The organism is Micromonospora sp. C97, from assembly GCF_018070385.1.
GTDB lineage: Bacteria > Actinomycetota > Actinomycetes > Mycobacteriales > Micromonosporaceae > Micromonospora > Micromonospora parva.
This window is the reverse complement of sequence record NZ_JAGPXU010000020.1, coordinates 1-26,909: the sequence shown is the minus strand read 5'-3', so window position 1 is coordinate 26,909 and position 26,909 is coordinate 1. Positions and strand designations below refer to the sequence as shown.

The 26,909-nt window shown below is 71.3% G+C and carries 26 protein-coding genes; 14 read left to right on the top strand and 12 right to left on the bottom strand.

The window, feature by feature from the left end; all coding sequences use genetic code 11:
* Positions 1-4 precede the first annotated feature (4 nt).
* Entirely contained in the window at positions 5-460 is a 456-nt protein-coding gene (locus KBX26_RS22925; protein WP_030333188.1) for a DUF2550 domain-containing protein, read from the top strand.
* Positions 461-797: 337 nt separating this feature from the next.
* Here the strand turns inward: KBX26_RS22925 and KBX26_RS22920 are convergent, their stop codons facing one another.
* A complete protein-coding gene (locus KBX26_RS22920) occupies positions 798-1,370 on the bottom strand; it encodes a cob(I)yrinic acid a,c-diamide adenosyltransferase (RefSeq protein WP_210866398.1) in 573 nt (190 codons plus the stop codon).
* Between KBX26_RS22920 and murA the strand changes: the two genes are divergently transcribed.
* Positions 1,369-2,811, top strand: coding sequence for a UDP-N-acetylglucosamine 1-carboxyvinyltransferase (murA, locus tag KBX26_RS22915; RefSeq protein WP_030333192.1), 1,443 nt, complete (start codon positions 1,369-1,371; stop codon positions 2,809-2,811). The two genes, KBX26_RS22920 and murA, sit on opposite strands and share 2 nt — an antisense overlap.
* A 100-nt stretch (positions 2,812-2,911) precedes the next feature.
* Entirely contained in the window at positions 2,912-3,760 is an 849-nt protein-coding gene (locus KBX26_RS22910) for a 3-hydroxyacyl-CoA dehydrogenase family protein (RefSeq protein WP_210866397.1), read from the top strand.
* A 40-nt stretch (positions 3,761-3,800) separates the two neighbouring features.
* Here the strand turns inward: KBX26_RS22910 and KBX26_RS22905 are convergent, their stop codons facing one another.
* On the bottom strand, positions 3,801-4,646 hold the full coding sequence (locus KBX26_RS22905) for an ABC transporter permease (RefSeq protein ID WP_030333195.1): 846 nt from the start codon (positions 4,644-4,646) through the stop codon (positions 3,801-3,803).
* Entirely contained in the window at positions 4,643-5,494 is an 852-nt protein-coding gene (locus tag KBX26_RS22900; protein ID WP_030333197.1) for an ABC transporter ATP-binding protein, read from the bottom strand. Before KBX26_RS22900 ends, KBX26_RS22905 begins: the two co-directional genes overlap by 4 nt.
* A gap of 151 nt (positions 5,495-5,645) precedes the next feature.
* On the opposite strand from KBX26_RS22900, the gene KBX26_RS22895 reads away from it, so the two are divergent.
* Complete coding sequence (locus KBX26_RS22895; RefSeq protein WP_030333199.1) at positions 5,646-7,652, top strand: protein meaA; 2,007 nt, start codon at positions 5,646-5,648, stop codon at positions 7,650-7,652.
* Positions 7,653-7,682: 30 nt separating this feature from the next.
* Here the strand turns inward: KBX26_RS22895 and KBX26_RS22890 are convergent, their stop codons facing one another.
* Both KBX26_RS22890 and KBX26_RS22885 read right to left on the bottom strand, forming a co-directional pair.
* Positions 7,683-7,979, bottom strand: a complete 297-nt coding sequence (locus KBX26_RS22890) for a DUF1540 domain-containing protein (protein ID WP_030333201.1) — start codon at positions 7,977-7,979, stop codon at positions 7,683-7,685.
* A gap of 80 nt (positions 7,980-8,059) precedes the next feature.
* Positions 8,060-8,677, bottom strand: a complete 618-nt coding sequence (locus KBX26_RS22885; protein WP_030333202.1) for a DUF4126 domain-containing protein — start codon at positions 8,675-8,677, stop codon at positions 8,060-8,062.
* Positions 8,678-8,748: 71 nt separating this feature from the next.
* On the opposite strand from KBX26_RS22885, the gene nucS reads away from it, so the two are divergent.
* A complete protein-coding gene (gene nucS / locus KBX26_RS22880) occupies positions 8,749-9,408 on the top strand; it encodes an endonuclease NucS (protein ID WP_030333204.1) in 660 nt (219 codons plus the stop codon).
* Between the two features lie 176 nt (positions 9,409-9,584).
* Here the strand turns inward: nucS and KBX26_RS22875 are convergent, their stop codons facing one another.
* The gene (locus KBX26_RS22875) at positions 9,585-10,241 is read right to left on the bottom strand and encodes a class I SAM-dependent methyltransferase (RefSeq protein WP_030333206.1); all 657 of its coding nucleotides are present in this window, start codon (positions 10,239-10,241) and stop codon (positions 9,585-9,587) included.
* Between the two features lie 80 nt (positions 10,242-10,321).
* Complete coding sequence (locus KBX26_RS22870) at positions 10,322-11,818, bottom strand: aldehyde dehydrogenase family protein (RefSeq protein ID WP_210861178.1); 1,497 nt, start codon at positions 11,816-11,818, stop codon at positions 10,322-10,324.
* A gap of 257 nt (positions 11,819-12,075) precedes the next feature.
* On the opposite strand from KBX26_RS22870, the gene KBX26_RS22865 reads away from it, so the two are divergent.
* The 7 genes from KBX26_RS22865 to KBX26_RS22835 all read left to right on the top strand — a co-directional run bounded on the left by KBX26_RS22865 (position 12,076) and on the right by KBX26_RS22835 (position 18,444).
* Complete coding sequence (locus tag KBX26_RS22865) at positions 12,076-12,492, top strand: FHA domain-containing protein (protein WP_210861176.1); 417 nt, start codon at positions 12,076-12,078, stop codon at positions 12,490-12,492.
* Between the two features lie 80 nt (positions 12,493-12,572).
* Positions 12,573-13,643, top strand: a complete 1,071-nt coding sequence (locus KBX26_RS22860) for an alpha/beta hydrolase (protein ID WP_210866396.1) — start codon at positions 12,573-12,575, stop codon at positions 13,641-13,643.
* 150 nt (positions 13,644-13,793) lie between these two features.
* Positions 13,794-15,584: a 3-hydroxyacyl-CoA dehydrogenase family protein gene (locus KBX26_RS22855; protein WP_210866395.1), complete on the top strand. Its 1,791-nt coding sequence runs from the start codon at positions 13,794-13,796 to the stop codon at positions 15,582-15,584.
* A gap of 40 nt (positions 15,585-15,624) precedes the next feature.
* Entirely contained in the window at positions 15,625-16,119 is a 495-nt protein-coding gene (locus KBX26_RS22850; protein ID WP_030333215.1) for a SigE family RNA polymerase sigma factor, read from the top strand.
* Entirely contained in the window at positions 16,116-17,165 is a 1,050-nt protein-coding gene (locus KBX26_RS22845; RefSeq protein WP_210866394.1) for a hypothetical protein, read from the top strand. The genes KBX26_RS22850 and KBX26_RS22845 overlap by 4 nt, the downstream gene beginning before the upstream one ends.
* Positions 17,166-17,208: 43 nt before the next feature.
* Complete coding sequence (locus KBX26_RS22840; protein ID WP_244236068.1) at positions 17,209-17,532, top strand: hypothetical protein; 324 nt, start codon at positions 17,209-17,211, stop codon at positions 17,530-17,532.
* Between the two features lie 102 nt (positions 17,533-17,634).
* A complete protein-coding gene (locus tag KBX26_RS22835) occupies positions 17,635-18,444 on the top strand; it encodes an alpha/beta hydrolase (RefSeq protein WP_030333223.1) in 810 nt (269 codons plus the stop codon).
* Positions 18,445-18,720: 276 nt separating this feature from the next.
* On the opposite strand, the gene KBX26_RS22830 is transcribed toward KBX26_RS22835, so the two are convergent.
* Both KBX26_RS22830 and KBX26_RS32820 read right to left on the bottom strand, forming a co-directional pair.
* Positions 18,721-19,800 (bottom strand): AI-2E family transporter, encoded by a 1,080-nt coding sequence (locus KBX26_RS22830; protein ID WP_030333225.1) that lies wholly within the window; start codon positions 19,798-19,800, stop codon positions 18,721-18,723.
* 290 nt (positions 19,801-20,090) lie between these two features.
* The gene (locus KBX26_RS32820) at positions 20,091-20,213 is read right to left on the bottom strand and encodes a hypothetical protein (RefSeq protein WP_256443421.1); all 123 of its coding nucleotides are present in this window, start codon (positions 20,211-20,213) and stop codon (positions 20,091-20,093) included.
* A 185-nt stretch (positions 20,214-20,398) separates the two neighbouring features.
* Here KBX26_RS32820 and KBX26_RS32500 point away from each other — a divergent pair, with 185 nt between their 5' ends.
* Complete coding sequence (locus KBX26_RS32500) at positions 20,399-20,572, top strand: hypothetical protein (RefSeq protein WP_247680971.1); 174 nt, start codon at positions 20,399-20,401, stop codon at positions 20,570-20,572.
* Positions 20,515-21,387 carry a DUF559 domain-containing protein gene (locus tag KBX26_RS22820; RefSeq protein WP_307857885.1) on the top strand — a complete coding sequence of 291 codons (873 nt, stop codon included), beginning with the start codon at positions 20,515-20,517 and terminating at the stop codon, positions 21,385-21,387. The genes KBX26_RS32500 and KBX26_RS22820 overlap by 58 nt, the downstream gene beginning before the upstream one ends.
* Before the next feature lie 67 nt (positions 21,388-21,454).
* Here the strand turns inward: KBX26_RS22820 and KBX26_RS22815 are convergent, their stop codons facing one another.
* From KBX26_RS22815 to ccrA, 3 genes are all read right to left on the bottom strand, one after another.
* A complete protein-coding gene (locus tag KBX26_RS22815; RefSeq protein WP_210866393.1) occupies positions 21,455-23,560 on the bottom strand; it encodes a hypothetical protein in 2,106 nt (701 codons plus the stop codon).
* A gap of 177 nt (positions 23,561-23,737) precedes the next feature.
* Positions 23,738-25,000, bottom strand: a complete 1,263-nt coding sequence (locus KBX26_RS22810) for a DivIVA domain-containing protein (RefSeq protein ID WP_210866392.1) — start codon at positions 24,998-25,000, stop codon at positions 23,738-23,740.
* A 277-nt stretch (positions 25,001-25,277) separates the two neighbouring features.
* On the bottom strand, positions 25,278-26,633 hold the full coding sequence (ccrA, locus tag KBX26_RS22805) for a crotonyl-CoA carboxylase/reductase (RefSeq protein ID WP_030333233.1): 1,356 nt from the start codon (positions 26,631-26,633) through the stop codon (positions 25,278-25,280).
* Positions 26,634-26,909 lie beyond the last annotated feature (276 nt).

Here is a 26,909-nt window from a genome sequence, read left to right as displayed (position 1 = left end):
GGGGATGGAGATCGTCGAAGGTTTCGGAATCGGCGTTGTCGTCATCCTCGGCGCGCTTCTGATCCTCTTCGTCCGGCGAGCTCTGGTCACCCGCAGCGGTGGCATCATCCGGCTCAGCGTCCGGGTCTCCACCATGCTCGACGGCCGTGGATGGTCGCCCGGCTTCGGTCGGTTCGTCGGTGACGAGCTGCGCTGGTACCGCATGTTCAGCTTCGCCATCCGGCCCAAGCGGGTGCTCTCCCGTAAAGGGCTGGCCGTGGAGCGCCGCCGGTTGCCCGAAGGTCAGGAACGGTTCTCCATGCCGGCCGACTGGGTGATTCTCCGCTGTACCAGTCACCACGCACCGGTGGAGATTGCCATGGCGCGATCGACAGTTACCGGTTTTCTCTCTTGGCTCGAGGCCGCCCCTCCGGGGGCGGTCTCGCCGCGTATGGCCTCCCAGGACTGGCCTGCTGCCTGATCTGCTCTTCGATGGTTGCTCTTTCGGGTGCCCCGGAAATCCGTCCGCCGCGCCGTGCGTCGTTCCGGCGCGGTTATTGATCACCTGCCGTTACCGGTGCGGCTGAGTCTCGCCTGTTCAGTGGCCGGGCGCGGTGATCGACTCGGGTTTCTTGAAACCGTGGTGTCCTGGTGGCCAGGATGGCCCGACTTCATGGAACCCGAGTCGATCTAGACACTGAACCGTCAGGAGGTCAGCCCTGGCGTGGCGGGGCGCCGGAGGACGAGTCGGCCTTGGCGACGCGTGGCAGCGGTCAGATCGGGAATCCCCCTCTTGACGTGGTGCGGAGTGCCGACGTTCAGCGCTTGCCGCCCGGCACCCATAGCACATCTCCTGCCGGATTTGCCGTTCTTGACAGGATAAAGAGCAGATCGGAGAGCCGGTTGAGATACTTTGCCGGGAGCGTGCTGGTTCGGTCCGGATCGTGGGCGACCAGCGCCCACGCCGCCCGTTCGGCACGCCGGGCGACGGTCCGCGCCACGTGCAGCAGCGCCGCGCCTGCGGTGCCGCCGGGGAGGATGAAGGAGTCGAGCTTGCTCAGGCGCGCGTTGTACTCGTCGCACCAGCCCTCCAGGCGCTCGACGTACTCCTCGGTCACCCGCAGCGGCGGGTACTTCGGCTCCGGCTCGACCGGGGTGGACAGGTCGGCGCCGACGTCGAACAGGTCGTTCTGCACCGACCCCAGCACGCCGCGAAGCTCATCGTCGAGGTTTCCCAGCGCGAGCGCGACGCCGATCGCCGCGTTGCACTCGTCGACATCCGCGTACGCGGCGATCCGCGGATCGGTCTTCGGCACCTGCTCGTTGTTGCTCAGCCTGGTCATGCCGGCATCGCCGGCCTTGGTGTAGATGCGCGTGAGGTGGACGGCCATGACGCACAGCCTACGGATACCCGACCTGACGATCCCGGCGCGGCCGGACAGCACCGCCGGCTGGCCGGTGGTGGTGGGCCCCGGCGACGCCGGCGATCCGGCGGTCAACGACGTCGACGTCATCCGGGTCCGCGGTGACGCCCGACTGGCCGGCACCGTGCACGTGGTCGGTGCCAAGAACTCGGCGTTGAAGCTGATGGCGGCGGCGCTGCTCGCCCCCGGCCGCAGCGTGATCACCAACGTGCCCCGGATCACCGACATCGCGATCATGGGGGAGGTGCTGCGCCGACTGGGCTGCGACGTCCAGTTCGACGCGGACGACCCGGTCGACCCGATGGTCGCTCGTGGTGGCGTGGCCCGGTCCCGGTCGGTGACGATCGACGTACCCGAGCAGCCGGGCGCGGAGGCCGACTACGACCTGGTCCGCCGGTTGCGCGCGTCGATCTGCGTGCTCGGCCCGCTGCTGGCGCGCCGGGGGTACGTGCGGGTGGCCCATCCCGGCGGCGACGCGATCGGGTCGCGGGGGTTGGACATGCACATCTCCGGGCTGACCCGGATGGGCGCCGAGATCTCCGGTGAGCACGGGTTCGTCATCGCGTCCGCCCCGCACGGGCTGCGTGGCGCGGACATCATGCTGGACTTTCCCAGCGTCGGCGCCACCGAGAACCTGGTGATGGCGGCGGTGCTGGCCCAGGGCACCACGATGATCGACAACGCGGCGCGGGAGCCGGAGATCGTCGACATCTGCACGATGCTCAACCAGATGGGCGCGCGCATCGCCGGCGCGGGCACGTCCACGTTGCGGATCACCGGTGTGCCCGGTCTGCGCCCGGTGCGCCACGCCACGGTGGGGGACCGGATCGTTGCCGGCACCTGGGCGTTCGGCGCGGCGATGACCCGGGGCGACGTGACGGTGACCGGGCTGGACCCGGCCTTCCTGGAGGTCGCGCTGGACAAGGTGGTCGCCGCCGGGGGGCTGGTGGAGACGCGGGGGGACGGCTTCCGGGTGCGGATGGACGAGCGGCCCCGGGCGGTGGACGTGGTGACGCTGCCGTACCCCGGCTTCGCCACCGACCTGCTGCCGATGGCGATCGGGCTGGCGGCGGTCAGTGACGGCGCGTCGCTGATCACCGAGAACATCTTCGACGGCCGTTTCATGTTCGCCAACGAGATGATGCGGCTCGGCGCGGACATCAAGACCGACGGGCATCACGCCGTGGTCCGGGGACGGGACCGGCTCTCCGGCGCCCCGGTGCGGGCCACCGACATCCGTGCCGGCGCGGGGCTGATCATCGCCGGGCTCTGCGCGGACGGGGTCACCGAGGTCTCCCACGTGCATCACGTCGACCGGGGCTACCCGGACTTCGTGGCCGACCTGCGGGCGCTCGGGGTGGCTGTCGAGCGGGGCACCACGCCGGAGGAGCCGGCGCTGGAGATTTGAGGTCGGCTCTCAGCGACCCGTCCCGACCGCCACTTAGCCATCGTTCAGGCTCGCCGACTAGGGTGCAGGCAGGCACTCAATCGCAGCGAGGGAGAAACAGATGGCGGGTCGACTCGCGGTCGTCGGGGCCGGGTTGATGGGTTCCGGCATCGCCCAGGTGGCGGCGCAGGCGGGCTGGCAGGTGACGCTGCGCGACCTGGACGCCGCGGCCACCACCCGGGGTCTGGGCGGCATTCGGAAGTCACTGGAGAAGTTCGCCGAGAAGGGCAAGATCGAGGCGTCCGAGGTCGAGGCGACGCTGGCGCGGATCACCCCGACCACCGACCTGGAGGCGGCGGCGGACGCGGACATCGTGGTCGAGGCGGTCTTCGAGCGCCTGGAGATCAAGCATGAGGTGTTCCGCGCCCTGGACAAGATCTGCAAGTCGGACGCGGTGCTCGCCACCAACACGTCGGCCATTCCGGTCACCCAGATCGCCGCGGTGACCGAGCGGCCCGAGGCGGTCGTCGGCACCCACTTCTTCTCCCCGGTGCCGATGATGCAGCTCTGCGAGCTGGTTCGCGGCTACAAGACCACCGACGCCACCCTGGACACCGCGCGGGCCTTCGCCGAGGAGATCGGCAAGACGGTCGTGGTGGTCAACCGGGACATCGCCGGTTTCGTCACCACCCGGCTGATCTCCGCCCTGGTGATGGAGGCGGTCAAGCTGGTCGAGTCCGGCGTGGTGTCGGCGGAGGACCTGGACACCGCCTGCCGGCTGGGCTTCGGGCACGCCATGGGTCCGCTGGCCACCACCGACCTGACCGGCGTGGACGTGCTGCTGCACGCCTCGAAGAACATCTACACCGACACGGCCGACGAGAAGTTCTTCCCGCCGGAGCTGCTCCAGCGGATGGTCACCGCCGGTGACCTGGGCCGCAAGACCGGCAAGGGCTTCTACACGTACTGAGGTGTGGCGGCCGGGGCGGTCAACCGCCCCGGCCGGCCGCTCAGCCGTCGCGCTTGGTGGTCCAGCGGAAGGTGGTCAGGCAGACCACCAGGCCGATCACGCACCACAGGGCGAGCACCAGCGCCACCCGGCCCAGCTCGAACGACCCGCCCGGCTCCTGGGCGCCGAAGCTTTCCGGCAGGAAGACCGCCCGCAGCCCCTGGCACATCCACTTGAGCGGGAAGAGCGCCGCCACCTGCTGCATCCAGGTGGGCAGGTCGGTGAAGACGAAGAACACCCCGGAGATGAACTGAAGGATCAGCGAGACCGGGGTGACCACCGCCGAGCCGCTGCGGGCGGTGCGGGCCAGCGACGAGATGGCGATGCCGGACAGGGTGCACGCGGTCACCCCGAGCACGGCGACCCAGCCGAAGGTAAGCCACTTCCCGGCGGTGCCCGGCAGGTCGAGGTCGAACAGCGCCACCGCGAAGGCCAGCAGCAGCGCCGTCTCGGCGATGCCGATCACGATCACCATGATCACCTTGCCGGCGAACCAGACCCACTTCGGCATCGGCGTGCCCCGGTAGCGCTTGAGCACGCCCCGATCCCGTTCGACGGGGATCCAGATACCGAGGTTCTGGAAGCTCACCGTCATCAGGCCGGTCGCGATCATGCCGGTGATGAAGTACTGGGTGAACTTCACTCCGCCGCCGATCGTCCCGTCGAAGATCGACGCGAAGATCAGGATCATGATGACCGGGAACCCCATCGTGAAGACGACGGACTCCCGGCTGCGCAGGAACTGGGTGATCTCCAGTCGGCCCTGGCGCAGGGCGAGCGCGCCGGCGCCCGGCCGCCGGCCGCGGGTCGCGGTGACCGGCGTCGCCGGCTTCGTCGTGGTCGTCATCGCGAGTGTCCGATCATCGTGAGGTAGACGTCCTCCAGGGTCGGCCGGGTCACCGTGAGACCGGGGACCTCACCGCCGTGGCGCGCGGCGAGGTCGGCCACGAAGGCCGTCGGCGTCGCGGTCTGCGCGCTCTCCACTGTCCCTTCTGGGGTACGCCAGGAGACCGTGGCGAGGGCCTCCTGTCGATTGCCCAGCCGGTTGGGAGCGGCCACCTCCACCAGTCGACCGCCGGCGATCACGCCGACCCGGTCGGCGAGGGCCTCGGCCTCGTCCAGGTAGTGGGTGGTGAGCACGATGGTGGTGCCGGCGGCGGCGAGGTCGCGGATCAGCTCCCAGAACTCGCGGCGGGCCTCCGGGTCGAAGCCGGTGGTCGGCTCGTCGAGGAAGAGCAGCTCCGGTCGGCCGATGATGCCCAGCGCCACGTCCAGGCGGCGCTTCTGCCCGCCGGAGAGGGTGTGCGTCCGGGCCTTCGCCTTGCCGGCCAACCCGACCCGCTCGATCACCTTCGCCGGGTCGTCGGCGTCGGCATAGAAGCCGGAGAAGTGCCGAATCACCTCGGCCACTGTCAGCTCGTCGAACTCGCCGGTGCCCTGGAGCACGATGCCGACCCGGGAGCGCCAGTCGATGTCCGGGTGGGCCGGGTCCGCGCCGAGCACGGAGACCTCGCCGGCATCCCGGTGCCGGTAACCCTCCAGGATCTCCACGGTGGTGGTCTTGCCGGCGCCGTTCGGGCCGAGCAACGCGAACACCTCGCCGCGGTGCACGTCGAGATCCACGCCCGCCACCGCTACGTTGTCGCCGTACGCCTTGCGCAGCCCACGTACGGAGATGGCCAGCTCGTCATCCATGCCGTCCAGTGTGCGTCCTGACCCGGCCCGCATGGTGCCCGGGGTGTGGCGGTCCGCGCCACTGCGGGAACTTGACACCCGGACGTCCCCGACATGGACCTGTGTGGTTTTGCACAGCCCTTTTTACTGAACGGTAACTTAGACTCCGGCCATGGATGAGACGGCATTCCCGGGGCGGCTGCCCGAGCGGGACCGCCCGTGGGTGATGCGCACCTACGCCGGCCACTCGTCGGCAGCGGCGACCAACGCCCTCTTCCGCCGCAACCTGGCGAAGGGGCAGACCGGGCTCTCGGTCGCCTTCGACCTGCCCACCCAGACCGGGTACGACCCGGACCACGAACTCGCCGCCGGTGAGGTCGGACGGGTCGGTGTGCCGGTGGCCCACCTCGGCGACATGCGGGCGCTCTTCGACGGTCTCCCGCTCGCCGACACGAACACCTCGATGACCATCAACGCCCCGGCGATGTGGCTGCTCGCCCTGTACGGCACCGTCGGGCTGGAGCAGGGCGCCGACCTGACCCGCTGCGCCGGCACCACCCAGAACGACATCATCAAGGAGTACCTGTCCCGGGGCACCTACATCTTTCCGCCGGCGGCGTCGCTGCGGCTCACCGCCGACGTGGTGGCGTACACGCTGCGCGAGATGCCCCGGTGGAACCCGGTCAACATCTGCTCGTACCACCTGCAGGAGGCCGGCGCCACGCCCGTGCAGGAGGTCGGCTTCGCGCTGGCCACCGCGGTCGCCGTGCTCGACGCGGTTCGCGACTCCGGCCAGGTGCCCGCCGAACGGATGGGCGACGTGGTCCAGCGGATCTCGTTCTTCGTCAACGCCGGGGTGCGCTTCGTCGAGGAGATCGCCAAGATGCGCGCGTTCGGCGTGCTCTGGGACGAGATCACCCGGGACCGGTACGGGGTCACCGACGCCCGACAGCGGCGGTTCCGCTACGGCGTGCAGGTCAACTCGCTCGGCCTCACCGAGGCGCAGCCGGAGAACAACATCCAGCGCATCGTGCTGGAGATGCTCGGCGTGACGATGTCCCGTGACGCCCGGGCCCGGGCGGTCCAACTGCCCGCCTGGAACGAGGCGCTCGGCCTGCCCCGCCCCTGGGACCAGCAGTGGTCGCTGCGGATGCAGCAGGTCCTGGCGTACGAGTCGGATCTGCTCGAATATCCCGACCTCTTCGCCGGCTCGCACGTGATGACCGCGCTGGTCGACGACATCGTCACCGGGGCGCGGACCGAGCTGGACAAGGTGCTGGAACTGGGCGGTGTCGTCGCCGCCGTGGAGACCGGCTACCTCAAGAGCGCGCTGGTCGCCTCGCTGGCCGACCGTCGTCGCCGGATGGAGTCCGGTGCCGATGTGGTGGTCGGGGTCAACAGGTACACCGAGACCGAACCCTCGCCGCTGACCGCCGCCGGTGCGGGCGCCGTCGAACAGGTCGATCCCGCCGTCGAGGCGGCCGCCGTGGATGGCGTACGCCGGTGGCGGGCCGACCGGGAGGCGGCAGTGGTCGACGCGGCGCTGACCCGGCTCCGCGCGGACGCCGCGACCACCGCCAACCTGATGCCGGCGACAGTGGAGTGCGTGCGGGCCGGGGTGACCACCGGCGAGTGGGCCGGCGCGCTGCGCCAGGTCTTCGGCGAGTACCGGGCACCGACCGGCCTGGCCGGTGCGACCGGTGGCGGCGGGGAGCCGGGTCTCGCGGCGGTCCGTGAGCGGGTCACCGCCACCGCTCGGGAGCTGGGCAGCGGCCGGCTGCGGCTGCTGGTCGGCAAGCCCGGCCTGGACGGGCACTCCAACGGTGCGGAACAGATCGCGGTACGTGCACGCGACGCCGGCTTCGAGGTGGTCTACCAGGGCATCCGGTTGACCGCGGGGCAGATCGTGGCCGCCGCGGTGGAGGAGGACGTCGACCTGGTCGGGCTCTCCGTGCTCTCCGGGTCGCACCTGGCCGCCGTGCCCGCGGTGCTCGACGGGCTGCGCGCCGCCGGACGGGCGGACCTGCCGGTGGTGGTGGGCGGCATCATCCCGGCCGGTGACGCGGACACCCTGCGGGCGGCCGGGGTCGCCCGGGTCTTCACGCCGAAGGACTTCGCCCTCACCGGCATCATCGACGACCTGGTGACGGTCATCCGTCGCGCCAACGACCTGCCCTGATCACTCGTCACCCCGGCGGGCCGGCGCGGGTCAGCGGCCGGCGTACGTCATGCAGTCGGCCATGTCGTTGTCCGGGCCGACCCTGATCGACGACGCGTGGCACTCCAACTGCTCGTTGTGCCGGCAGTCGGCGCGCTGGCAGGCGCCGACCTGCGCGATCAGGCTCTCCACACCGCCCTGCACCGGCGACTCGACGAAGGTGTGGCAGTGCGCGTGATCCATGCTGCCGATCGTGATCGCGAAGGCGTGGCAGTCACCTGACCTGTTGTACGCGCAGGCGGCGACCACGCATTCCTGGACTCGGGGCATCTCCAACGCTGCGGTCATGCCGACCTCCTCTAGGCTCCTGCCCCGATACTAGGCTTTTGTCGGCCTGACGAACCCCGGTACGGCGAGCCCGCCCGCCGTCAGACGCGGAAGCCGGCGGCGCGGGCAGCCTCCCGTTCACGACGTCGTTCGCCACGTCGGCGGATGAACCAGAAGATGAAGAAGGCCAGGCCGACCAGGAAGACGAGCACCAGCACCGGCAGGATGATCGCCACCAGGGAGACCACCACGCTGGTGGCGTCCTCGGCGGTGCTGGCCACCGGGGCGCCGAAACCGGCGGTGGCCGCGTTGACGACGGGCCGGGCCGCCGACTTGAGCAGGTGCACGCCCAGCGCCAGCAGTACGCCCGTGACGACCGGCACCCACTGGTGGGACGAGAAGAAGCTGCCCGGGTCGCTGACCGTCACCGTCTCCGACGAGGAGCCGGCACCGAAGGCCAGGCCACCGGCGGTGGGTCGGACCACTGTCTGCACCACGTCGTTGATGTGGTCGACCACTGGCACCTTGTCCGCCACCACCTCCACGGCGAGCAGTACGGCCATGATGACGATGACCCAGCCGTTGCCGAGCCAGGTCCAGCCGCTGGGCAGGTCGATCAGGTCGGTGTAGCGGCCGAGCAGACCGAGGATGAGCAGGGGTATGTAGGCGTTCAGCCCCGCCGAGGCGGCGAGACCGGTGCCGGTGAGGACTTCGAACACGATCTCAGCATCGCATCGACGCGCCAGTGCCGCTCGCTGGCGACCGGTGGGTGCTCGGCTACCCTCGTCGGGTGCGGTTGGTCATTGCGAAGTGCTCGGTGGACTACGTCGGACGGCTCTCGGCTCACCTGCCGCTGGCCACCCGGTTGCTGATGGTGAAGGCGGACGGGTCGGTGTCCATTCACGCCGACGACCGGGCGTACAAGCCGTTGAACTGGATGAGCCCACCCTGCCGGCTGGAGGAGGCCCCCGGGGTGTGGCGGGTCGTCAACAAGGCCGGCGAGGAGCTGCGGATCACCCTGGAGGAGATCTTCCAGGACACCTCGTACGAGTTGGGGGTGGATCCGGGTCTGCGCAAGGACGGGGTGGAGGCGCACCTGCAGGAGTTGCTGGCCGCCAACCCGAGTGCCCTGGGTGAGGGGTTCACCCTGGTCCGCCGCGAGTACATGACGGCGATCGGCCCGGTGGACCTGCTCTGCCGGGACGCCAACTCCGGTTCGGTGGCCGTCGAGGTCAAGCGGCGTGGCGACATCGACGGGGTGGAGCAGCTGACCCGCTATCTGGAGTTGATGAACCGCGACCCGCTGCTCAGCCCGGTCGTCGGGGTCTTCGCCGCTCAGGAGATCAAGCCGCAGGCCCGGGTGCTCGCCACCGACCGGGGCATCCGCTGTGTGGTGGTGGACTACGACAAGCTGCGCGGCATCGTGAAGGACGAGCTGACCCTCTTCTGACCCTCGGCGCCTTAGGGCCTGTTTCGTAGGAACTGGCCGGCCTGCGGCGGGCCCGGACGACGACCGGCGGCGTTGCGGTTTCGTCCGGGTACAACACCGGTATCCGGACGAAACCCCGCCTTGCCGGATCGCCGCCCGGACTCCGCCTCGGCTCGACCGCCCCTACGAAACAGGCCCTACCCGTTGCGCACCGCGATCAGCGACTTTGGCAGGCCGAACACCCGCTCCACCAGCATGGTGGAGTCGGGGAAGTAGTGCCGCATCTGCGAGCGGTCCAACAACTCGGTCCAGAGCACCTGGTGGATGGCGGCGTCGTGGCTGCGGGTGGGCTTGTGCCCCAACGGCCAGCGGCGGGCGAACGCGGTGCGCAGCCGGACCGGCAGGAACTGCATGCCCGGCGCGATCCAGTGTGGCTCGATGGGGAAGTAGCGGTAGGGCGTCTGCACCCAGTGCCGGTCGGCAAGGGAGCGGGCGGCGGCGGCGAAGCGGATCCGGCGTTCGTGCCCGCCCACGTGCTCCAGCACGGAGTTCGAGAAGACCAGGTCGTAGCTGCCCTTGACGAGGTGCGGGGGCAGGTCGCAGGCGTCGGCCTGCTCGACGTGGGCCCAGTCCGGGACGACGGTGGGCGGCGACTCCAGGTTGACGACTGTCACGCGGGCCGGCCGGACGGTGGCACGGTGCCAGGTGCCGAGCCGGCCACCGAGATCGACGACGTGCATGTCGCCGATGTCCGGGAAGGTGCGCGCCAGCCAGTCCGAGCGGTGCCGACGCCGTCGGGCGCTCCACGACTGGTCACTGTCGACAAGGCGGTAGCGCAATCGATTGGGGCCCATTTAACGCAATGTACCGCCGCGACCACGGCGTATAAACATGTGGATACGCCGATCCTTCTTGATGATCGGTTATCCGACACTTACCTCCCGTACATGACCTTGATGGCCTTGACGAGCCGGGCCACGTCGGTGGGGGTGCGGTCGAAGGTCATCGACGGCAGCAGCGACCGGGCGCGGCGTCGGGTGATCGCCTTGGTCCGACCGAACTCACGCAGGCCGTCCTCCCCGTGGATCCGGCCGAAACCGGAGTCACCGACACCGCCGAACGGCAGGGTGGACATGCCGGCGAAGGTCAGCGTGGAGTTGATCGACGCCATCCCGGAGCGCAGCCGCCGGGCGATGGACACCGCGCGCCGCCGGCCGAAGACCGAACCACCGAGGCCGTACGACAGGGCGTTGGCGCGGGTGACGGCCTCGTCGGCGTCGCGGACCCGGCTGATGGTCAGCGTGGGGCCGAAGGTCTCCTCGCGGACCGCGGCCGAGTCCTCCGGGACGTCCACCAGCACTGTGGGGTGGACGTACGGCGGCTGCACGGCGCTCGGGCCGCCGAGCACGGCGCGCCCACCGGACGTGATCGCGGCGTCGATGTGCCGACGGATCACGTCGATCTGCTGGGGCATGGTGATCGGGCCGATGTCGGTGCCCTGCGGCCCGACCGTCAGCCGACCGGCGCGGGCCACCACCTTGTCGACGAAGGTGTCGAAGACGGCGTCGACCGCGTACACCCGCTCGATGCCGATGCAGGTCTGCCCCGCGTTGGTCATGCCGCCCCAGACGCACGCCTCGGCGGCGGCGTCCAGGTCGGCGTCGCTGTCGACGATCATGGCGTCCTTGCCGCCGCCCTCGATGAGCACCGGGGTCAGCGACTCGGCGCAGGCGGCCATCACCTTGCGGGCGGTGGCGGTGGAGCCGGTGAAGGCCAGCTTGTCGACGCCGGAGCGGCACAACGCGGCGCCCACGTCGCCCTGCCCGTGCACGGCGGTGAACACCGGCTGCTCGGGCACCACCTCGGCGAAGCTGTCCACCAGCCACTGGCCGACGGCCGGGGTGTACTCGCTCGGCTTGAGCACCACGCCGTTACCGGCGGCGAGGGCGTACGCGGCGGAGCCGATGGGCGTGAAGACCGGATAGTTCCACGGCCCGATGACGCCGACCACCCCGTACGGCTGGTATTCGAGGTGCCCGGAGAACTCGGCGAGGATGAGCCGGGACCGCACCCGGCGTGGGCCGAGCACGCGCCCGGCGTTACGGGCGGCCCAGTCGATGTGCTCGATCGCGGTGACGATCTCGACGATGGCGTCGGCGACCGGCTTTCCGCCCTCGACGTGCACCAACTCGGCCAACTGCTCGATGCGCGTGGCGAGCAGGGCGCGCCAGCGCAGCATCCGCTGACGGCGGCCGGTGAAACCCAGGCTGGCCCACCACTCGCCGGCGGCGCGGGTGCGGGCGACGGCCTGCCGTACGTCGGCGTCGGTGGCGACCGGGAAGCGACCGGCCTCGACGCCGGTCGCCGGGCTGGTGGAGACCAACTGACCCGCTTCGATGACCGGAACGCCCGGGATATGCACTGCCGTCATGGCGGAAGTCTAGACCCGAGGATTACTCACCGGTAGGGTCGCCGATTCGGGGCCGGGGGGCCGGCGTCGCACCAACCCGGCCGATCGTTGATCAGTGCAGGTCAGCGTGGTGGTGGCGAACGCGGCCCGCCCGAATCGTCGAACGGCAGGTGGCCGGGAGGTGACGAGAGGCTGACCGGCCGGTCGGTATTGACGACTACCGTCTGATGGCAAGCTGACGCGCGGAGTGACGGTGTGGGGTGGAGGGCTGACTGTCCATGGAGGAACATCCGGAACTGATGCCGCTGTTGACGGTCGCGGGTGGGCCGATGCGCGGCGCGAGTTTTCGTATGCGAGCCGAGATACAGGTGATCGGCCGAGCGCCGACCGGCCAGGTGGTCATCAACGACCCGCACCTGAGCCGTCGCCACGCCGAGGTGTGGCTGGCGCCGGAAGGGCCGTCCCTGCGGGACCTCGGCTCGACAAACGGCACCTGGCTCAACGACCGGCGGATCACCGAGGTGGAACGACTCTCCGACGGTGACGTGATCCGGCTGGGCCGTACCGAACTGCGCCTGTTCGACCCCGGGGTGGCGCTCACCGACCCGGTGGGGCTCAGCTTCGGCCCGTCCCGGCGCGACGTCCGGCCGACAGTGCCGCTGCCCCTGGCCACACCGCCGGGCACCCGCCGCTGACCGCCTGGCGGTCAGCCACACCGGGCTGCCGCGCTGGATGGCGGTCCGACACCTGGACCGGCGGGAACACCCGTGGCAGCATGCCGCGGATGGAAACCGAGCAGCGGATCGTGACGGCGAACGGCATCACCCAGGCGGTACAGGTGGCCGGTCCACCGGACGGCGCGCCGGTGCTGCTGATCCACGGCAACTGCTCGTCCGCGCTGTTCTGGGAGCCGCTGGTCCGCCGGCTGCCATCGACGCTACGGGTGGTCGCCCCCGACCTGCGGGGGTACGGCGACTCCGCGACCGCTCCGGTGGACGCCACCCGGGGCCTGCGGGACTTCGCCGACGACGTCGCCGCCCTGCTGGCCGACCCCACGCTCTTCGCCGCCGACGCGCGCCCGGTGGTGGTCGGGCACTCCCTCGGCGGCGGGGTGGCGATGAGCCTGCTGGTCGACCACCCGCACCGGGTGGGGGCGTTGCTGCTCGCCGCGCCGGTCTCCCCGTACGGCTTCGGCGGCACCCGCGACCTGACCGGCACGCCGACCACCCCCGACTTCGCCGGCACCGGCGCGGGCACCGCGAACCGGGACTTCGTGGCCCGACTCGCCGCCGGTGACCGGAGCGCCGACGCGCCGGCCAGCCCGCGCGCCGTCCTGCGAAGCACCTATGTGGCCGATCCCGCCTCGCTCGGCGCGGACGAGGAACTGCTGCTGGACACCGTGCTCTCCACAGCGACCGGGGACGACAACTACCCGGGCACGGCAGTGTCGTCGGAGAACTGGCCGGGCACCGCGCCGGGGGAGCGCGGCGTGCTCAACGCGCTCGCGCCGACCTGGTTCCGGCTCGCCGACGACCTGGTGGCCGTCGCCGAGAAACCGCCGGTCACCTGGGTACGCGGCGACGCCGACGTCATCGTCTCGGACACCTCGCTGTTCGACCTGGCGTACCTCGGGTCGCTGGACCTGGTGCCCGGCTGGCCCGGCGCGGACGCCTGCCCGCCGCAGCCGATGGTCGGCCAGACCCGGGCGGTGCTCGACCGGTACGCGGCGGCCGGCGGGGCGTACCACGAGGTGGTGCTGCCCGCCTGCGGACACAGCCCGCACCTGGAGCGCCCGGCGGAGTTCGTCGCCGAGTTGTTGGCCCTGACCAGCGGGTCGACCGCCTGACCGACGGCCCGACGGTCGGCCGGAAAGCAGCGCCGTGCCGTGGGTGAAATATGCCACGGCGTCTCGACAACTCACCGTCACGTGGCAGACTCGCGCGCATAACCTTAGCGGCCGTTCAGTGGTCGTGCGGAGTCTCTGGGGAGGCCGGTCGTGGCGCGCGAGTTCAGCACCGTAGGCGTGGTCGGGCTGGGCACCATGGGTGCCGGCATCGTCGAGGTCTTCGCCCGCAACGGCATCGACGTGGTGGCCGTGGAGATCTCCGCACCCGCCCTGGAACGCGGCCGGGCCACCCTGAAGGGCTCCACCGACCGGGCGGTCGCCAAGGGCAAGCTCGCCGAGGCGGACCGCGACGCCCTGCACGAGCGGGTGCACTTCGCGGTCGGGCTGGACGCGCTGCACTCCGTCGACCTGGTCATCGAGGCGGTGCCCGAGCACCTGGACCTCAAGCAGCGGATCTTCGCGGAGCTGGACCGGGTCTGCCGCCCCGACACGATCCTCGCCACCAACACCTCGTCGCTGAGCGTCACCGAGATCTCGGTGGCCACCAGCCGACCCAACCAGGTCATCGGCATCCACTTCTTCAACCCGGCCCCGGTGATGAAGCTGGTCGAGGTGGTCCGCACCGTCGTCACCGCGCCCGAGGTGGTCGCCGACGTGGAGGCGCTCTGCGCCCGGCTCGGCAAGGTCGACGTCACCATCAACGACCGGGCCGGCTTCATCGCCAACGCGCTGCTCTTCGGCTACCTCAACCACGCCGTCGGCATGTTCGAGTCGCACTACGCGACCCGGGAGGACATCGACGCCGCGATGAAGCTCGGCTGCGGCCTGCCGATGGGCCCGCTGGCGCTGATGGACCTCATCGGTCTGGACACCGCGTACGAGATCCTCGACACCATGTACCGGCGCGGCGGGCGGGACCGCCGGCACGCCCCGGTGCCGCTGCTCAAGCAGATGGTGACGGCGGGACTGCTCGGCCGGAAGTCCGGCCGGGGCTTCTACACCTACGAGCGGCCCGGCTCCCCGGTGGTCGTACCGGATGAGGCGACGCCGCTGGCCACGGAGTCGGCGCTCGCCGACGGGGCTCGCGCCATCGCGAAGGTGGGCGTGGTGGGTTCCGGGACGATGGCCACCGGGATCATCGAGGTGTTCGCGAAGGCCGGCTACGAGGTCGTCTCGGTCACCCGCGGCGCGGAGAAGTCCGCGAAGGTCTGCGAGGCGGTGAAGACCTCGCTGAACAAGGGCGTGGTGCGCGGCAAGCTCGCCGAGGCCGACCGGGACGCCGCGCTGGGCCGGATCAGCTGGTCCGCCACGCTCGACCACCTCGCCGACGTCGACCTGGTGGTCGAGGCGGTCGTCGAGGAGTTGAGCGTCAAGAAGGCCCTCTTCGCCAGCCTCGACGAGATCTGCAAGCCGGGCGTCGTGCTGGCCACCACCACCTCGTCGCTGCCGGTGATCGACGTGGCGATGGCCACCCAGCGGCCGGCCGACGTGGTGGGGCTGCACTTCTTCAACCCGGCGCCGGTCATGCCGCTGGTCGAGGTCGTCCGCACCATCCGCACCTCCCCGGAGGCCACCGCCACCGCCCGCGCCGTCTGCGCCGCCCTCGGCAAGACCGGCGTGGTCTGCGGCGACCGGTCCGGGTTCATCGTCAACGCGCTGCTCTTCCCGTACCTGAACGACGCGGTGAAGATGCTGGAGGCCAGCTACTCCACGGCCGACGACATCGACCACGCCATGAAGCTGGGCTGCGGCTACCCGATGGGCCCGTTCGAGCTGCTGGACGTGGTGGGGCTGGACGTCTCCCTGGCCATCCAACGCGAGCTGTACCTGGAGCTGCGCGAGCCGGGCTTCGCGCCCGCGCCGCTGCTGGAGCACCTGGTCACCGCCGGCTATCTGGGCCGCAAGACCCGCCGCGGCTTCCGCGACCACTCACACCGCTGACCGGGTCAACGCCCGTGGGCGCTGGGCGCGTCTGCAGGGTGTGACCTTCGAGGAGTACGTCAGCAGCCGGGGTCCGGCGCTGGTCCGGCTCGCCCGGCTGCTGACCGGTGACGAGCACCGGGCCGAGGACCTTGCCCAGGACGTGCTGTCCCAGGCGTACGTGCAGTGGCGCCGGATCGCCCGTGCCGACCGTCCGGACGTGTACGTGCGCCGGATGCTGGTCAACGCCAACATCTCCTGGTGGAGGCGACGGTCCAGCCGGGAACTGGTCGTCGACACCTTCGCCGAGCGGGCGCACCGGGGCGACCTGGGCGGCGAAGCGGCCGACCGGGACGAGATGTGGCGGCTGATCCTGGGCCTGCCCGACCGTCAGCGGGCGGTCCTGGTGCTGCGCTACTACGAGGACCTCGACGACGCGACGATCGCGCAGATCCTGAACTGCTCGCCGGTCACCGTCCGTACCCACGCGATGCGGGCGCTCGCCAACCTCCGGGAGCGCTGCGGTGCCCCGGCCAGCAACGGGAGCCGACCGTGACAGACCTCGACGAGCGGATCATCTCCACCCTGCGGAAGCACGCCGAGGGTCAGGTGGACATCAGCCGGTTGACCAGCGGGGCGGTTGCCCGGGGCCGGGCCCGGCGGATGCGGCGACGGGCCGCGGTGGGCGGGACGGCGCTCGGCGTGGTGACCGTGCTCGGCCTCGGCGTGGCGGGCGGCGGTGGGCTGCCCGTGCGGGTGCCGTGGACGGGGGCGAAACCGGCAGACCAGGCGGCCACGCCGGCGGCGGCCCCCGGGGTGCCGGGGGCACTCACCCGGCCTGATCTGGTCGGAAAGGACCCCGGTCTGCTGCACTTCGGCGTCGACCCGGCTCACGCCCGCTACCTGAGCTGGCGGTCGGCGGCCGGCCTGGAGAGCGCCCAACTGGATCTCGGCGGTGCGGCGCCGGTCAGTTTCTCCCTCGCCCGCAGCGCCGCCGTCGCCGAGGAGGTCCACCTGGAGGGCGACAGGTACGTCCCGCAACCGGCGGACCCGCCCTACGACGGTCAGTTGAATCGGTTCTCCCTGGACGTGGCCGACAGTGACCCGATCTGGGTGCTGCGGTGGCAGCCGGTGCCCGGCCTCTTCGCCCGCCTGCGCACGGTGGCGCCCACCGACGCGGCGCTGCAGGCGGCCAGGAGCGCGCTGCGGCTGGATGTGGCGCACCGGTGCAGCGCCCCGATGCGGCTCGCCGCGATGCCGGCCGGGGCGTGGAGTGCCGGATGCGAGGTCACCGTGGCCAACCTCCCGGCCGCGCTGGACGTCTCGCTGGTCGTCAACGGGAGCGGGTTCCGCTCGATGGAGGTGCGGCTCCGATCCCCGCACAGCATCGTCGGTGACCGCCCGGAACCCAACGCGACGGCGGCCGGGCGGCCGGTCTACGTCGACCCGCAGGGCGAGACGATGGAGTTGCTCGACATCCCGAAGGCCCAAGTCACCGCCGGTTGGGGCCGGCCGAACGAGGGTTTCACCGAGGAGGACGCGGCGACGGTGCTGGGCGGGGTGCAGGTCGCCGAGCACCTGGACCGACCCACGACCTGGTGACCGCCCCGGGCGGCCGCACCCGCCGGACGTACGCTTGGTGACTGTGAGCCCCCGTCGCAATCGCCCTCGCCGGGACGAGAACGCCAACCTGGACGCCGACCGGGTCCGGCAGGGCGTCGCCTCGGTGCAGCAATGGACCGACGGCGCCTGGCAGGTACGCGGCATCGGCGCCGGCGCGTCGGTCAAGACGTACCGTTGCCCCGGTTGTGACCAGGAGATCCGACCCGGGGTGGCGCACCTGGTGGCCTGGCCGGCGGACGGCCTGGGTGACCTGACCGACCGGCGGCACTGGCACAGCGGCTGCTGGCGGGCCCGGGACCGGCGCGGCCCGGCGGTGCAGCGCGGCCGGGGCACCCCGCGCTACTGAGCTGGCCCACCGGGACGCCTCGCGCGTGCGGCCCGAGCGACCTGGGTCACCCTCTTCCCGCCTGGGCGGGCGGCGGCGGCGACTTCGCGACAGACTTGGGCGGTGAGCACAGCGATCCGCGCGTCGTCGATCCTGCCCGGCCGCCGGGAGGACATCGAGCTGCACACCGCCGACGGTCTGCGGCTGGTCGGTGAGCTGGCCCTGCCGGCCGACCGGCCGCCGGTGGCCACCCTGGTCTGCCTGCACCCGCTGCCCACCCACGGCGGAATGATGGACAGCCATGTGTTCCGCAAGGCGGCCTGGCGGCTGCCCGCGCTGGCCGACCTGGCGGTGCTGCGGTTCAACACCCGGGGCACCAGCAGCGTGCGCGGCACCAGCGAGGGAGCCTTCGACGGCGCGGTGGGCGAGCGGTACGACGTGGCCGCCGCCATCGAGTACGCGGAGTTCGCCGAACTGCCAAACATCTGGCTCGTCGGCTGGTCGTTCGGCACCGACCTGGCGCTGAAGTACGGCTGCGACCCGGCGATCGCCGGGGCGATCCTGCTCTCCCCGCCGCTGCGCTTCTCCGCCCCGGAGGACCTGGCCACCTGGGCCAGTTCGGGTCGGCCGCTGGTGGCGTTGGTGCCGGAGTTCGACGACTACCTGCGCCCCACCGAGGCGGGGGAGCGGTTCGCCGCCGTGCCGCAGGCCGAGGTGGTCGGGGTGCCGGGTGCCAAGCACCTCTGGGTGGGCGACGCGGAGACGGTCCTCGATGAGATCGTCCGGCGGGTCAACCCGGCCGTCGAGGTGCCGCTGCCGACCACCTGGGACGGCCCGATGGAGGCCGGCGACGTCAGCGCGTACGCCGACCGTACGGTGGCTGCCTTCGCCGACACGCCCGTCCCCGGCCCGGCCGCCGGTCAGGCCGACTGACCCGGACGTCTCCCGCTCCCGCTCCCGGTCCCGGTCCCGGTCTCAGCCCCGGTCCCGGTCCCGGTCCCGCGCATCCTCGCGTGCCCGCACCAAGATCGTGCTCGATCCCGGAAGTAGTGGCATCAGAAGATGGCGAGGCCACTACTTCCGGGATCGAGCACGATCTTGGCGGGGCGGCGCGGGCCGGCGCGGGACCTGGCGGCGTGGGACCTGTGCGGCGCGGGACGGGGCGGTGCGGGCAGCGCGGGGCGCGGCGGGCTGGCGCGGGGTGCGACCTCAGCGGCGTTGCTGGCGGGGCAGCACCACCTCGCGCAGGATCAGTTGCAGGGCGGCCACCGTGGGGATGGCGATCAGCGCGCCCACCACGCCCAGCAGTGACACCCCGAGCAGCGCGGCCAGCAGGGCGGCCACCTCGTTGACCTCCACCGAGCGCCGCATCACCTTCGGGTAGATGAGGTAGTTCTCCACCTGCTGGTAGATGAGGAAGAAGACCGCGCAGGCGATGCCGGTGGGCAGGTCGGCGGCGAAGCCGACCAGGCTCACGATCACCGCGCCGAGGGTGGCGCCGATCTGCGGGATCAGGTCGGTCACCGCGACGACCACGGCCAGCGCGAACGGGTACGGCAGGTCGACGATCAGCGCGAAGACGAAGGTGGTCGCGCCGGCCAGCACCGCGATGCTCAGCGCGCCGACCATGTAGGAGCCGACCTTTGCCAAAATTTCGTCACCGATCAGCTGCACCCGTTCCCGGCGCGACCGGGGCACCAACGAGTAGCCCAGCGAGCGCAGCCGGTCGAAATAGGCCAGGAAGTAGATCGTCAGCACCAGCACGGTCAGCGTCCGGAACACCGTGCCGAAGATCAGTTGCGCGCCGCCCAGCACCCCGCCGAGCGCCCGCCCGACCGTCTGGGCGTTGGCGGCGTTCTGCACCCGCTCCACCACGTCGTACCGCTCCACCAGGTCATTGACCGTCGGGTTGCGGCGCAGCTCGTCGAGCAGGCTCGGGATCTGATCGATGAACTGCCCCGACTGGGTGACGATCGGCGGGACCAGCGCCACCACGCCGCCGCAGAGCAGCAACACCACTGTCAACGCCACCGCGGCCACCGCCAGGCCGTGCGGCACACCCCAGCGGCCCAGCCGGACCACCGCCGGGTTGAGACCGACAGCGAGGAAGAGCGCGATCACCACCAGCACCAGGATGCCGCCGGCATTGCGAATCCCCAGATAGAGGGTGTACGCCAGCAGCACGCCCAGCGCGCCGGTGAAACCGATCAGGAAACTGCTGCGGCGCAGTGGCCGCCCCGGCGTGCCGAACTTTCCGGACGGGACCGCGGGCGGCTCGTCCGGGTCGATCCCCGGGGCGGGAACCGGCACCGGCGGTGGCGTCTGCACCGGCTGGGGACCTGCTGTCCGCTGTGCTTGCGCTGCCTGCGGAGTTTCCGCTGGGTGCGGTGTTTCCGCCGGCTCGGGTGTTTGCGCCGGCTGCGGTGTTTGCGCTGGCGGGGGACCGGCGGTCACGTCCGGGTCGTCGCCAGCCGGGTCGTGCTGTGGCACCAGGGACCTCCCGGCTCAGGCCGTCGGACGACGGGCGACGACCACGAACGCCCGCCACGCGGCAGGCGCGAACACCAGCACCGGGCCGGTCAGGTCCATGAGGTCACGACTTCCTTCATCAGTTCGATCGACTGGCGGCGGGACAACGCACCGTTTCTGATCATCTCGCCACGCGCCAGCAGCGTAGCCACCTCATGGTCGCCATCGACCACGCGACCGTCAATCCGGTGTGCCCCATGTGCCCCACCCAACCACCGTCAGCGCCCCCGGCCGGATTGAACGGTCCGGAAAGGCCGACGACACCCCGGACGTCGACCAGGCTCGTAGATCTTGGACAGTTTCCGTCACGTCCTGACGGAAACTGTCCAAGATCTGGTGGTGAGGCGGCGTCCCGGCGGTGAAGGCTGTTCAGATGCTGCCCGCCGACGACGCCGACGCCCTCGACTGGCTCGCCTTCGAGCAGGCGGGCGTGCTGACCACCGCGCAGGTCGCCGGGCTGCTCAGCGAGGGGCGGTGCGGGGCCGGATCCGCACCGGCCGGTGGCGGTCGATCTGCCGGGGGATCCTGCTGACCGGCAACGGCCGCCTGACCCGCGACCAGCAACTGTGGGTTGCGGTGCTGGCCGCCGGACCGGGCGCGATGCTGGCCGGGGTGACCGCAGCCGCCGAGGCCGGGGTACGGGGGCTGCGCCGCGAACCACTGCACGTGCTGGTGCCGGCCGCTCGCCGTGCGGCGCGGACCACACTGCGTCGCCTGCCGATCGACATGCCAGCGGTGCTGGTGCATCGCACGACGGTGCTGCCCGAATCACACCGTCAACTCGCCCGCCCGCCGCGTACCACGACGGCGCGGGCCCTGGTGGACGCGGCAGGCTGGGCGGCCGGCGTGGACGAGGCGCAGGCGGTGCTGGCCGCCGGTTGCCAGCAACGCCGGGTGATGCCCGAGGAGTTGCGGGCGGTGCTCGACGTGCTGCCCCGGGCGCCGCGCCGGCACCTGATCGGGCAGACGGTCGGCGACATCGCGGGCGGCGCACAGGCGCTCTCCGAGATCGATTTTCTGCGGCTGTGCCGCCGGCACCGGCTGCCCGCACCCGATCTCCAGGAACACCGGGTTGACGCGGCCGGCCGCAACCGCTGGCTGGACGCGTACTGGCGGAAGTGGCGGGTGCAGGTGGAGGTCGACGGGGCGCACCACATGGACGCCAGGCAGTGGGCGGCGGACATGCGTCGGCAGAACGACGTCTGGACCAGCGGCGACCGGATCCTGCGCTTCCCGGCCTGGCTGGTCCGTGCCCGCCCGGACGAGGTCGCCGACACCGTCCGCCGCGCTCTCGTAGCGGCCGGCTGGACCACCACCCCACCGCTGCGCCACCCAACGGCAAAGTGAATCTTGGACACTTTCCGTCCAACACCTGACGGAAAGTGTCCAAGATCTCGAAGCCTGGATGGGGCGGTCAGTCCTTGTCGAGGGTGACCTTGCTGGGCTTGGCGCTGCGCTCGTCGGTGGTCGGCTTACTGGGTCGCTTGCCGTTCTCGCCGGTGCTAGTGATCTTGGTGGGCTTGGCGCCCCGGCCACCCTCGCCCGGAACGGCGGCCACTGTCGGCTCCCCGTCCACCCCGGCGCTCGCCGTCCCACCGTCCACGGTGGTCACCGGCTCGGCCACCGGCCGCGTCGTGGGCTGCCCCGACTCGTCCGCACTCGCGTTCACCGGCTGCCGGGTGTCGGCGGGCTCCGCCTTCAGCCCGGTGCCCGTACCCGACTCGCCCGGACCCGACCGGGCGCCGGTGCCGGCGGAAACGCTCACGCCGTCGTCCCCACCACCGGACAGGTCCGCGCTCGCGTCGGACGCCGCGTCCGGTGCGGTCGGGCCGTCGATCGGGCCGGCGACACTCTGCAACCGCAGCTCGGACATCTGACGCTGGAGCTCGTCGGACTCCTGCCGGGCCTTCCAGGTCTCCTGCCGCAGATCCGCGAGCTGCTGCTGGGCCTGGGCGATCTCCAGCATCACCTGGGCCAACTGCTGCCGGCCCGCCGCCGCCTCCTGCTGCGTCGCCGCCAGGTGCTGCTGGGTGGTGGCCAGGTGCTGCTGCGTGGTGGCCGCGTACTCCTCGAACTGCCGCCGGGACGCCGCGACATGCTCGTCGGCCTTGCGGCGCTTGTCGCCGGCCTCGGTCTCGGCCCGGCTCAGCAGCTCGGTGGCCTCCGCCTCGGACCGCTGGCGCAGCGCCGCCGCGTCCTGCTCGGCCGCCTGACGGATGCCGGCCGCACCCTGTTCGATCTCGTTCTTGCGGGCGGTGTACGCGGTCTCCAGCTCGTTCTTGCGGGTGGAGTACTCCGTCTCCAACTCGTCGCGGCGGGTGGTGAGGCCGCTCTCCAGCTCCTGCTGACGGCTGGTGAACGCGGCTTCCAGCTCCTGCTGGCGTGCCGCGTGCTGCTTGTCCAACTCGTCGCGGCGCTTGGCGAACTCCTGCTCGGCCGCGGACCGTCGCTGCGCCAGCTCCCGGTCGGCCGCCTCCCGACGGGAGTTGACCTCCTGTTCCACCCCGGCCCGCCACGCGCCCAGTTCCTGCTGGGTCTGCGCCCGGGTCTGCTGCACGTACGCCTCGGTCTCGGTGCGCATCCGCTGCACGTACGCCTCGGTCTCGGCGCGGCTGCGCTTCGCCGACTCGGTGGCCTGCGTCGTCAGCCGCTCGGCCTCCTGCTGCGCCTTGGCGCGGGTGGCCCGCCCGGCCATCGACGCGTCGTCGATGATCTGCTTGGCCTCCTGCTGCGCCTTGGCGTGGGTGGCCCGCCCGGCCTCGGTCGCGGTGTCGGTGAGCCGTTTGGCCTCCTGGAGGGCCTTGGCATGCACCTCCTTGGCCGCATCGCGCAGATCGCTGGCCTCCTGCCGGGCGTTGGCCAGCGTCTCGCGGGCCGTCTCGCGCAGCTTGGTGGCTTCCTGCTGGGCCCGGGTGTGGATCTCCTTGGCGGAATCCCGCAGCTGGGTGGCCTCCTGCTGGGCCTTCGCCAGCGCGTCCTGCGCCGCCTTGCGCAACTGCGCCGACTCGTCCTTGGCCGACCGCAGGGTTTCCTCCGCCTCGGCCCGCCGGGCGGCGCTGTGCCGCTCCTCCTCCGCGCGCCGGGCGGCGAGAGCGATCTCGAAGTCCTTCAGCGCCCGCGCGGCCTGCTCGCGGGCCTCCTCGATGATGTGCTCGGCGGCGGCGCGGCGGGCATCGAGCTCCCCGTTGGCGTCGGCGAGGATCTGCTCGGCCTGCTCCTCGGCGAGAGTGAGGATCGACTCGACCCGCGGGCCGAGATGGCGGAACGACGCCCGGTCGACCACGTTCATCTGCTTGCGCACCTGGGTCAGGTCACGCTGCAGAACCTCGACCTGGCCGGCGAGCTTGTGGATCTGTGTGTACGCCTGTTCCCGTTCGGAGGCGAGGGTCGCTATCTCGTGCTCAGCACGCGCGACATAACGGTCGACCTGTTTCTTCTCGTACCCCCGCAGAGCGGACTCGAAGCTGGGCTCCGTCGTCACGTCCCCGCCAAGGGCGAACAGTTCCTCGCCGTGCGACATGCCCCCATCCTCACACGCAACGGGCCCTGCTGGGGCGATACGGACGGGCCTTGTGGGAGCTACTTCACTCCGTCGCGGCCGACGGATACCACGGGTAGGGAAACGCATACGGCGCGAGGTGGCACCGGTCACCCGGTGTCACCTCGCGCCGTCGATGCCCCGACCTGACGCCTCGCGTCAGCCGGCGGTCTCCGCGGGCACCCGCTCCTGACCGCCGTCGTTCTTCTTGGCGTCCGGCTTGGCAGCCGGAGCGGCCTGCGCCGGCATTCCCGGAACGATGCCGGCGAGCCCGGAGAGCATCTGACCCAGCTGAGAGGTGACAGCGTCCTTCTGGCGGGTGAGGTCCTCGACCTCGCGGCGGGCGGCCTGCGTGGTGAGCTCCGCCTCGGTGCGAGCCTCGGTGAGCAGGCGCTGCGACTCGGCCTTCGCCTCGTTGAGGGTCTTCTCCGAGTGGGCCTTGGCCTTGTCGATCGTCTCGGCGGCGTTGCGCTCCGACTCGATCCGCCGCGCCTCGGCGCGCTGCTCGATCTCCTTGGCCCGCTCCTGCGCGGCCCGGGCCCGCTGCTCGGCCTCGCTGACCAACTTCTGGGTCTGCGCGACCTGGGCGGCGTGGCGCTCGGACTCCTCGCGCTCGGCCTTCTCCCGCCGCTCGGCCAGCTGAAGCTCCAGGGCCTGCAGGTCCTTGTCGCGCTTGTCCCGCGCGTCGGTGAGCAGCTTGGTCGCCTCGGCGCGCTTCTCCTCAGCTTCGCGGGCGGCCTTCGCCCGCTGCTGGGTGATCTCCCGCTCGGCGGTGGCCCGCAGGGTCGCGACCTCCCGCTCGACAGTCGACTTCAGCTCGGCCACCTCGTGCGCGGTGACGGTACGCAGCTGCTTGGTCTCACGGTCGGCGTCGGCGCGCAGCGTGTCAGCCTCCCGGCGGGCCTGCACCCGGACCTCGGCGGCCTCACGCTCGGCGGCCGTGCGCAGGTTGCCCGCCTCGCGCTCGGCGCTCGCCTTCATGGCAGCGGCCTCGGCGCGGGCCTTGTCGGTGATCTCGCGGGCCTCGAGGCGGGCGGCGGAGAGGATGCCCTCCGACTCGCGCTTGGCCTCGTTGCGGTGGTCGTTGGCCTGCTCCTCGGCGAGCCGCAGGATCTGCTCGACGCGGGTGCCGAGCCCGGAGAGGGTGGGCCGGCTGTTCTCTTCGAGCTGCTTGTTCGTGTCGGTGAGCTTCTGCTCCAGCGCACTCATGCGCTGCTCGGCCTGGCGGAGCCGACGCTGGGCGTCGTTCATCCGCTGCTCGGCCTCGGCACGGGCCTGCTCGGACTGGGTCAGCGCGGCGGTCATCCGGCCGAGGAAGTCGTCGACCTGATGAGTGTTGTATCCGCGCAGGCCAACGGTGAAATCTGGCTGCGAGTTCGCGTTATCGAAGAACGCGAGAGGGGAGGACTGCTGCTGGGGCATTGGGACATACTGGCAGACGCCCCAGGGTGCTTCGCAAGAGCGGTGGGAAGCTTTCGTGCCCTCTTTACATGGTCAACTCCTGGTGTCGACGAGGTCGGACCAATCGGCGATCTTGGCAGGTCCCGGCCTGTCGGACGCCACGCAGCGTGACGCGGAAAAGGGCCCCGGGGTTACCCCGAGGCCCTTTGTTCGATCCGGGCGGGTTATCCGCTAATGAGGGCGGAAGAACAATGAGCGATCATCGCAATGGCCATCCCGCGTTCCCCCGTCCGGCCGGTCAGTGACCGCGGAACCGGTTGATCGCGTCCTCGTGCCGGGCCCGCAGCTCCCCGTCGCGTACGCCCAGCCCGTCGGCGGGCGCGAGGCAGCGCACGCCGACCTTGCCCTGGTGGGCGTTGCGGTGCACCTCGTACGCGGCCTGGCCGGTCTGCTCCAACGGGTAGGTGCGGGACACCGTCGGGTGCACCTTGCCGAGCGCCACCAGGCGGTTGGCCTGCCACGCCTCGTGGTAGTTGGCGAAGTGGCTGCCGACGATCCGCTTGAGGTGCATCCACAGGTAGCGGTTGTCGTACTGGTGCTGGAAGCCGCTCGTGGAGGCGCAGGTGACGATGGTCCCGCCGCGTCGGGCCACGTAGACGCTGGCGCCGAACGTCTCCCGTCCCGGGTGCTCGAACACGATGTCCGGGTCCTCGCCGCCGGTCAGCTCGCGGATCCGCTCGCCGAAGCGCCGCCACTCGTCCGGGTCCTGGGTCTCCTCGTCCTTCCAGAAGCGGAAGCCCTCAGCGGCCCGGTCGATGACGAGATCCGCGCCCATCCGGCGGCACAGCTCGGCCTTCTCCGGTGAGGACACCACGCAGACCGGGATCGCGCCGCCGTTGAGCGCCATCTGCGTGGCGTACCCGCCGAGGCCGCCGGAGGCGCCCCAGATCAGCACCACGTCGCCCTGTTTCATGTTGGCGCCGTGGTGCGAGACGAGCTGCCGGTACGCGGTGGAGTTGACCAGCCCGGGGCTGGCCGCCTCCTCCCAGCTCAGGTGCCGTGGCTTGGGCATCAGCTGGTTGGCCTTGACGATGGCCAGCTCGGCGAGCCCGCCGAAGTTGGTCTCGAAGCCCCAGATCCGCTGCTGCGGGTCGAGCATGGTGTCGTCGTGGCCGGCCGCGTCCTCCAGCTCGACGGAGAGACAGTGCGCGACCACCTCGTCGCCGGGCGCCCAGCGGGTCACCCCGGGGCCGGTGCGCAGCACCACGCCGGCCGCGTCCGAGCCGACCACGTGGTACGGCAGGTCGTGCCGGCGGGTCAGCTCGGAGACCCGGCCGTAGCGCTCCAGGAACCTGAAGGTGGACACCGGCTCGAAGATGCTTGTCCACACCGTGTTGTAGTTGATCGCGCTGGCCATCACCGCGATCAGCGCCTCACCCGGCGCCAGCTGCGGTGTCGGCACCTCCTGCACGTGCAGTGCCTTGCGCGGGTCCTTGTCCCGGGTGGCCATGCCGTCGAACATCCGGGCTTCCTCGGCGCGGACGACCACGCCCCGGTAGCTCTCCGGTACGGGCAGTCCGGCGACGCCGGCGAGTTCGCGGTCCGGATCGTTCGATTCCTCCGCCGCCATGATCGCTTCGAGGATGTCCTGCACGGTGACCTCCGGTTCGTCCGCACCCGCACGGGCCCGGGTGCTGCCATCGTCGGCGCCGGTGGGCACGACCGCCATGTCGGCATTCGACACATCCGGCACCGGTCGCGCTCCTGTGGGGCCGGACGTTACTGAACGGTAGCTAGGCCGGGAAGTCCTCTGTGAAAAACTGCATCCACCGATGCGTGAAGGTGTCCGGCGACCCCACCAACCGCGCACTGACGTGCGCGCGCAGCCCCCGCGATCCCCAGCCCGCCCCCGACCCGCGCCCGCCCCCGA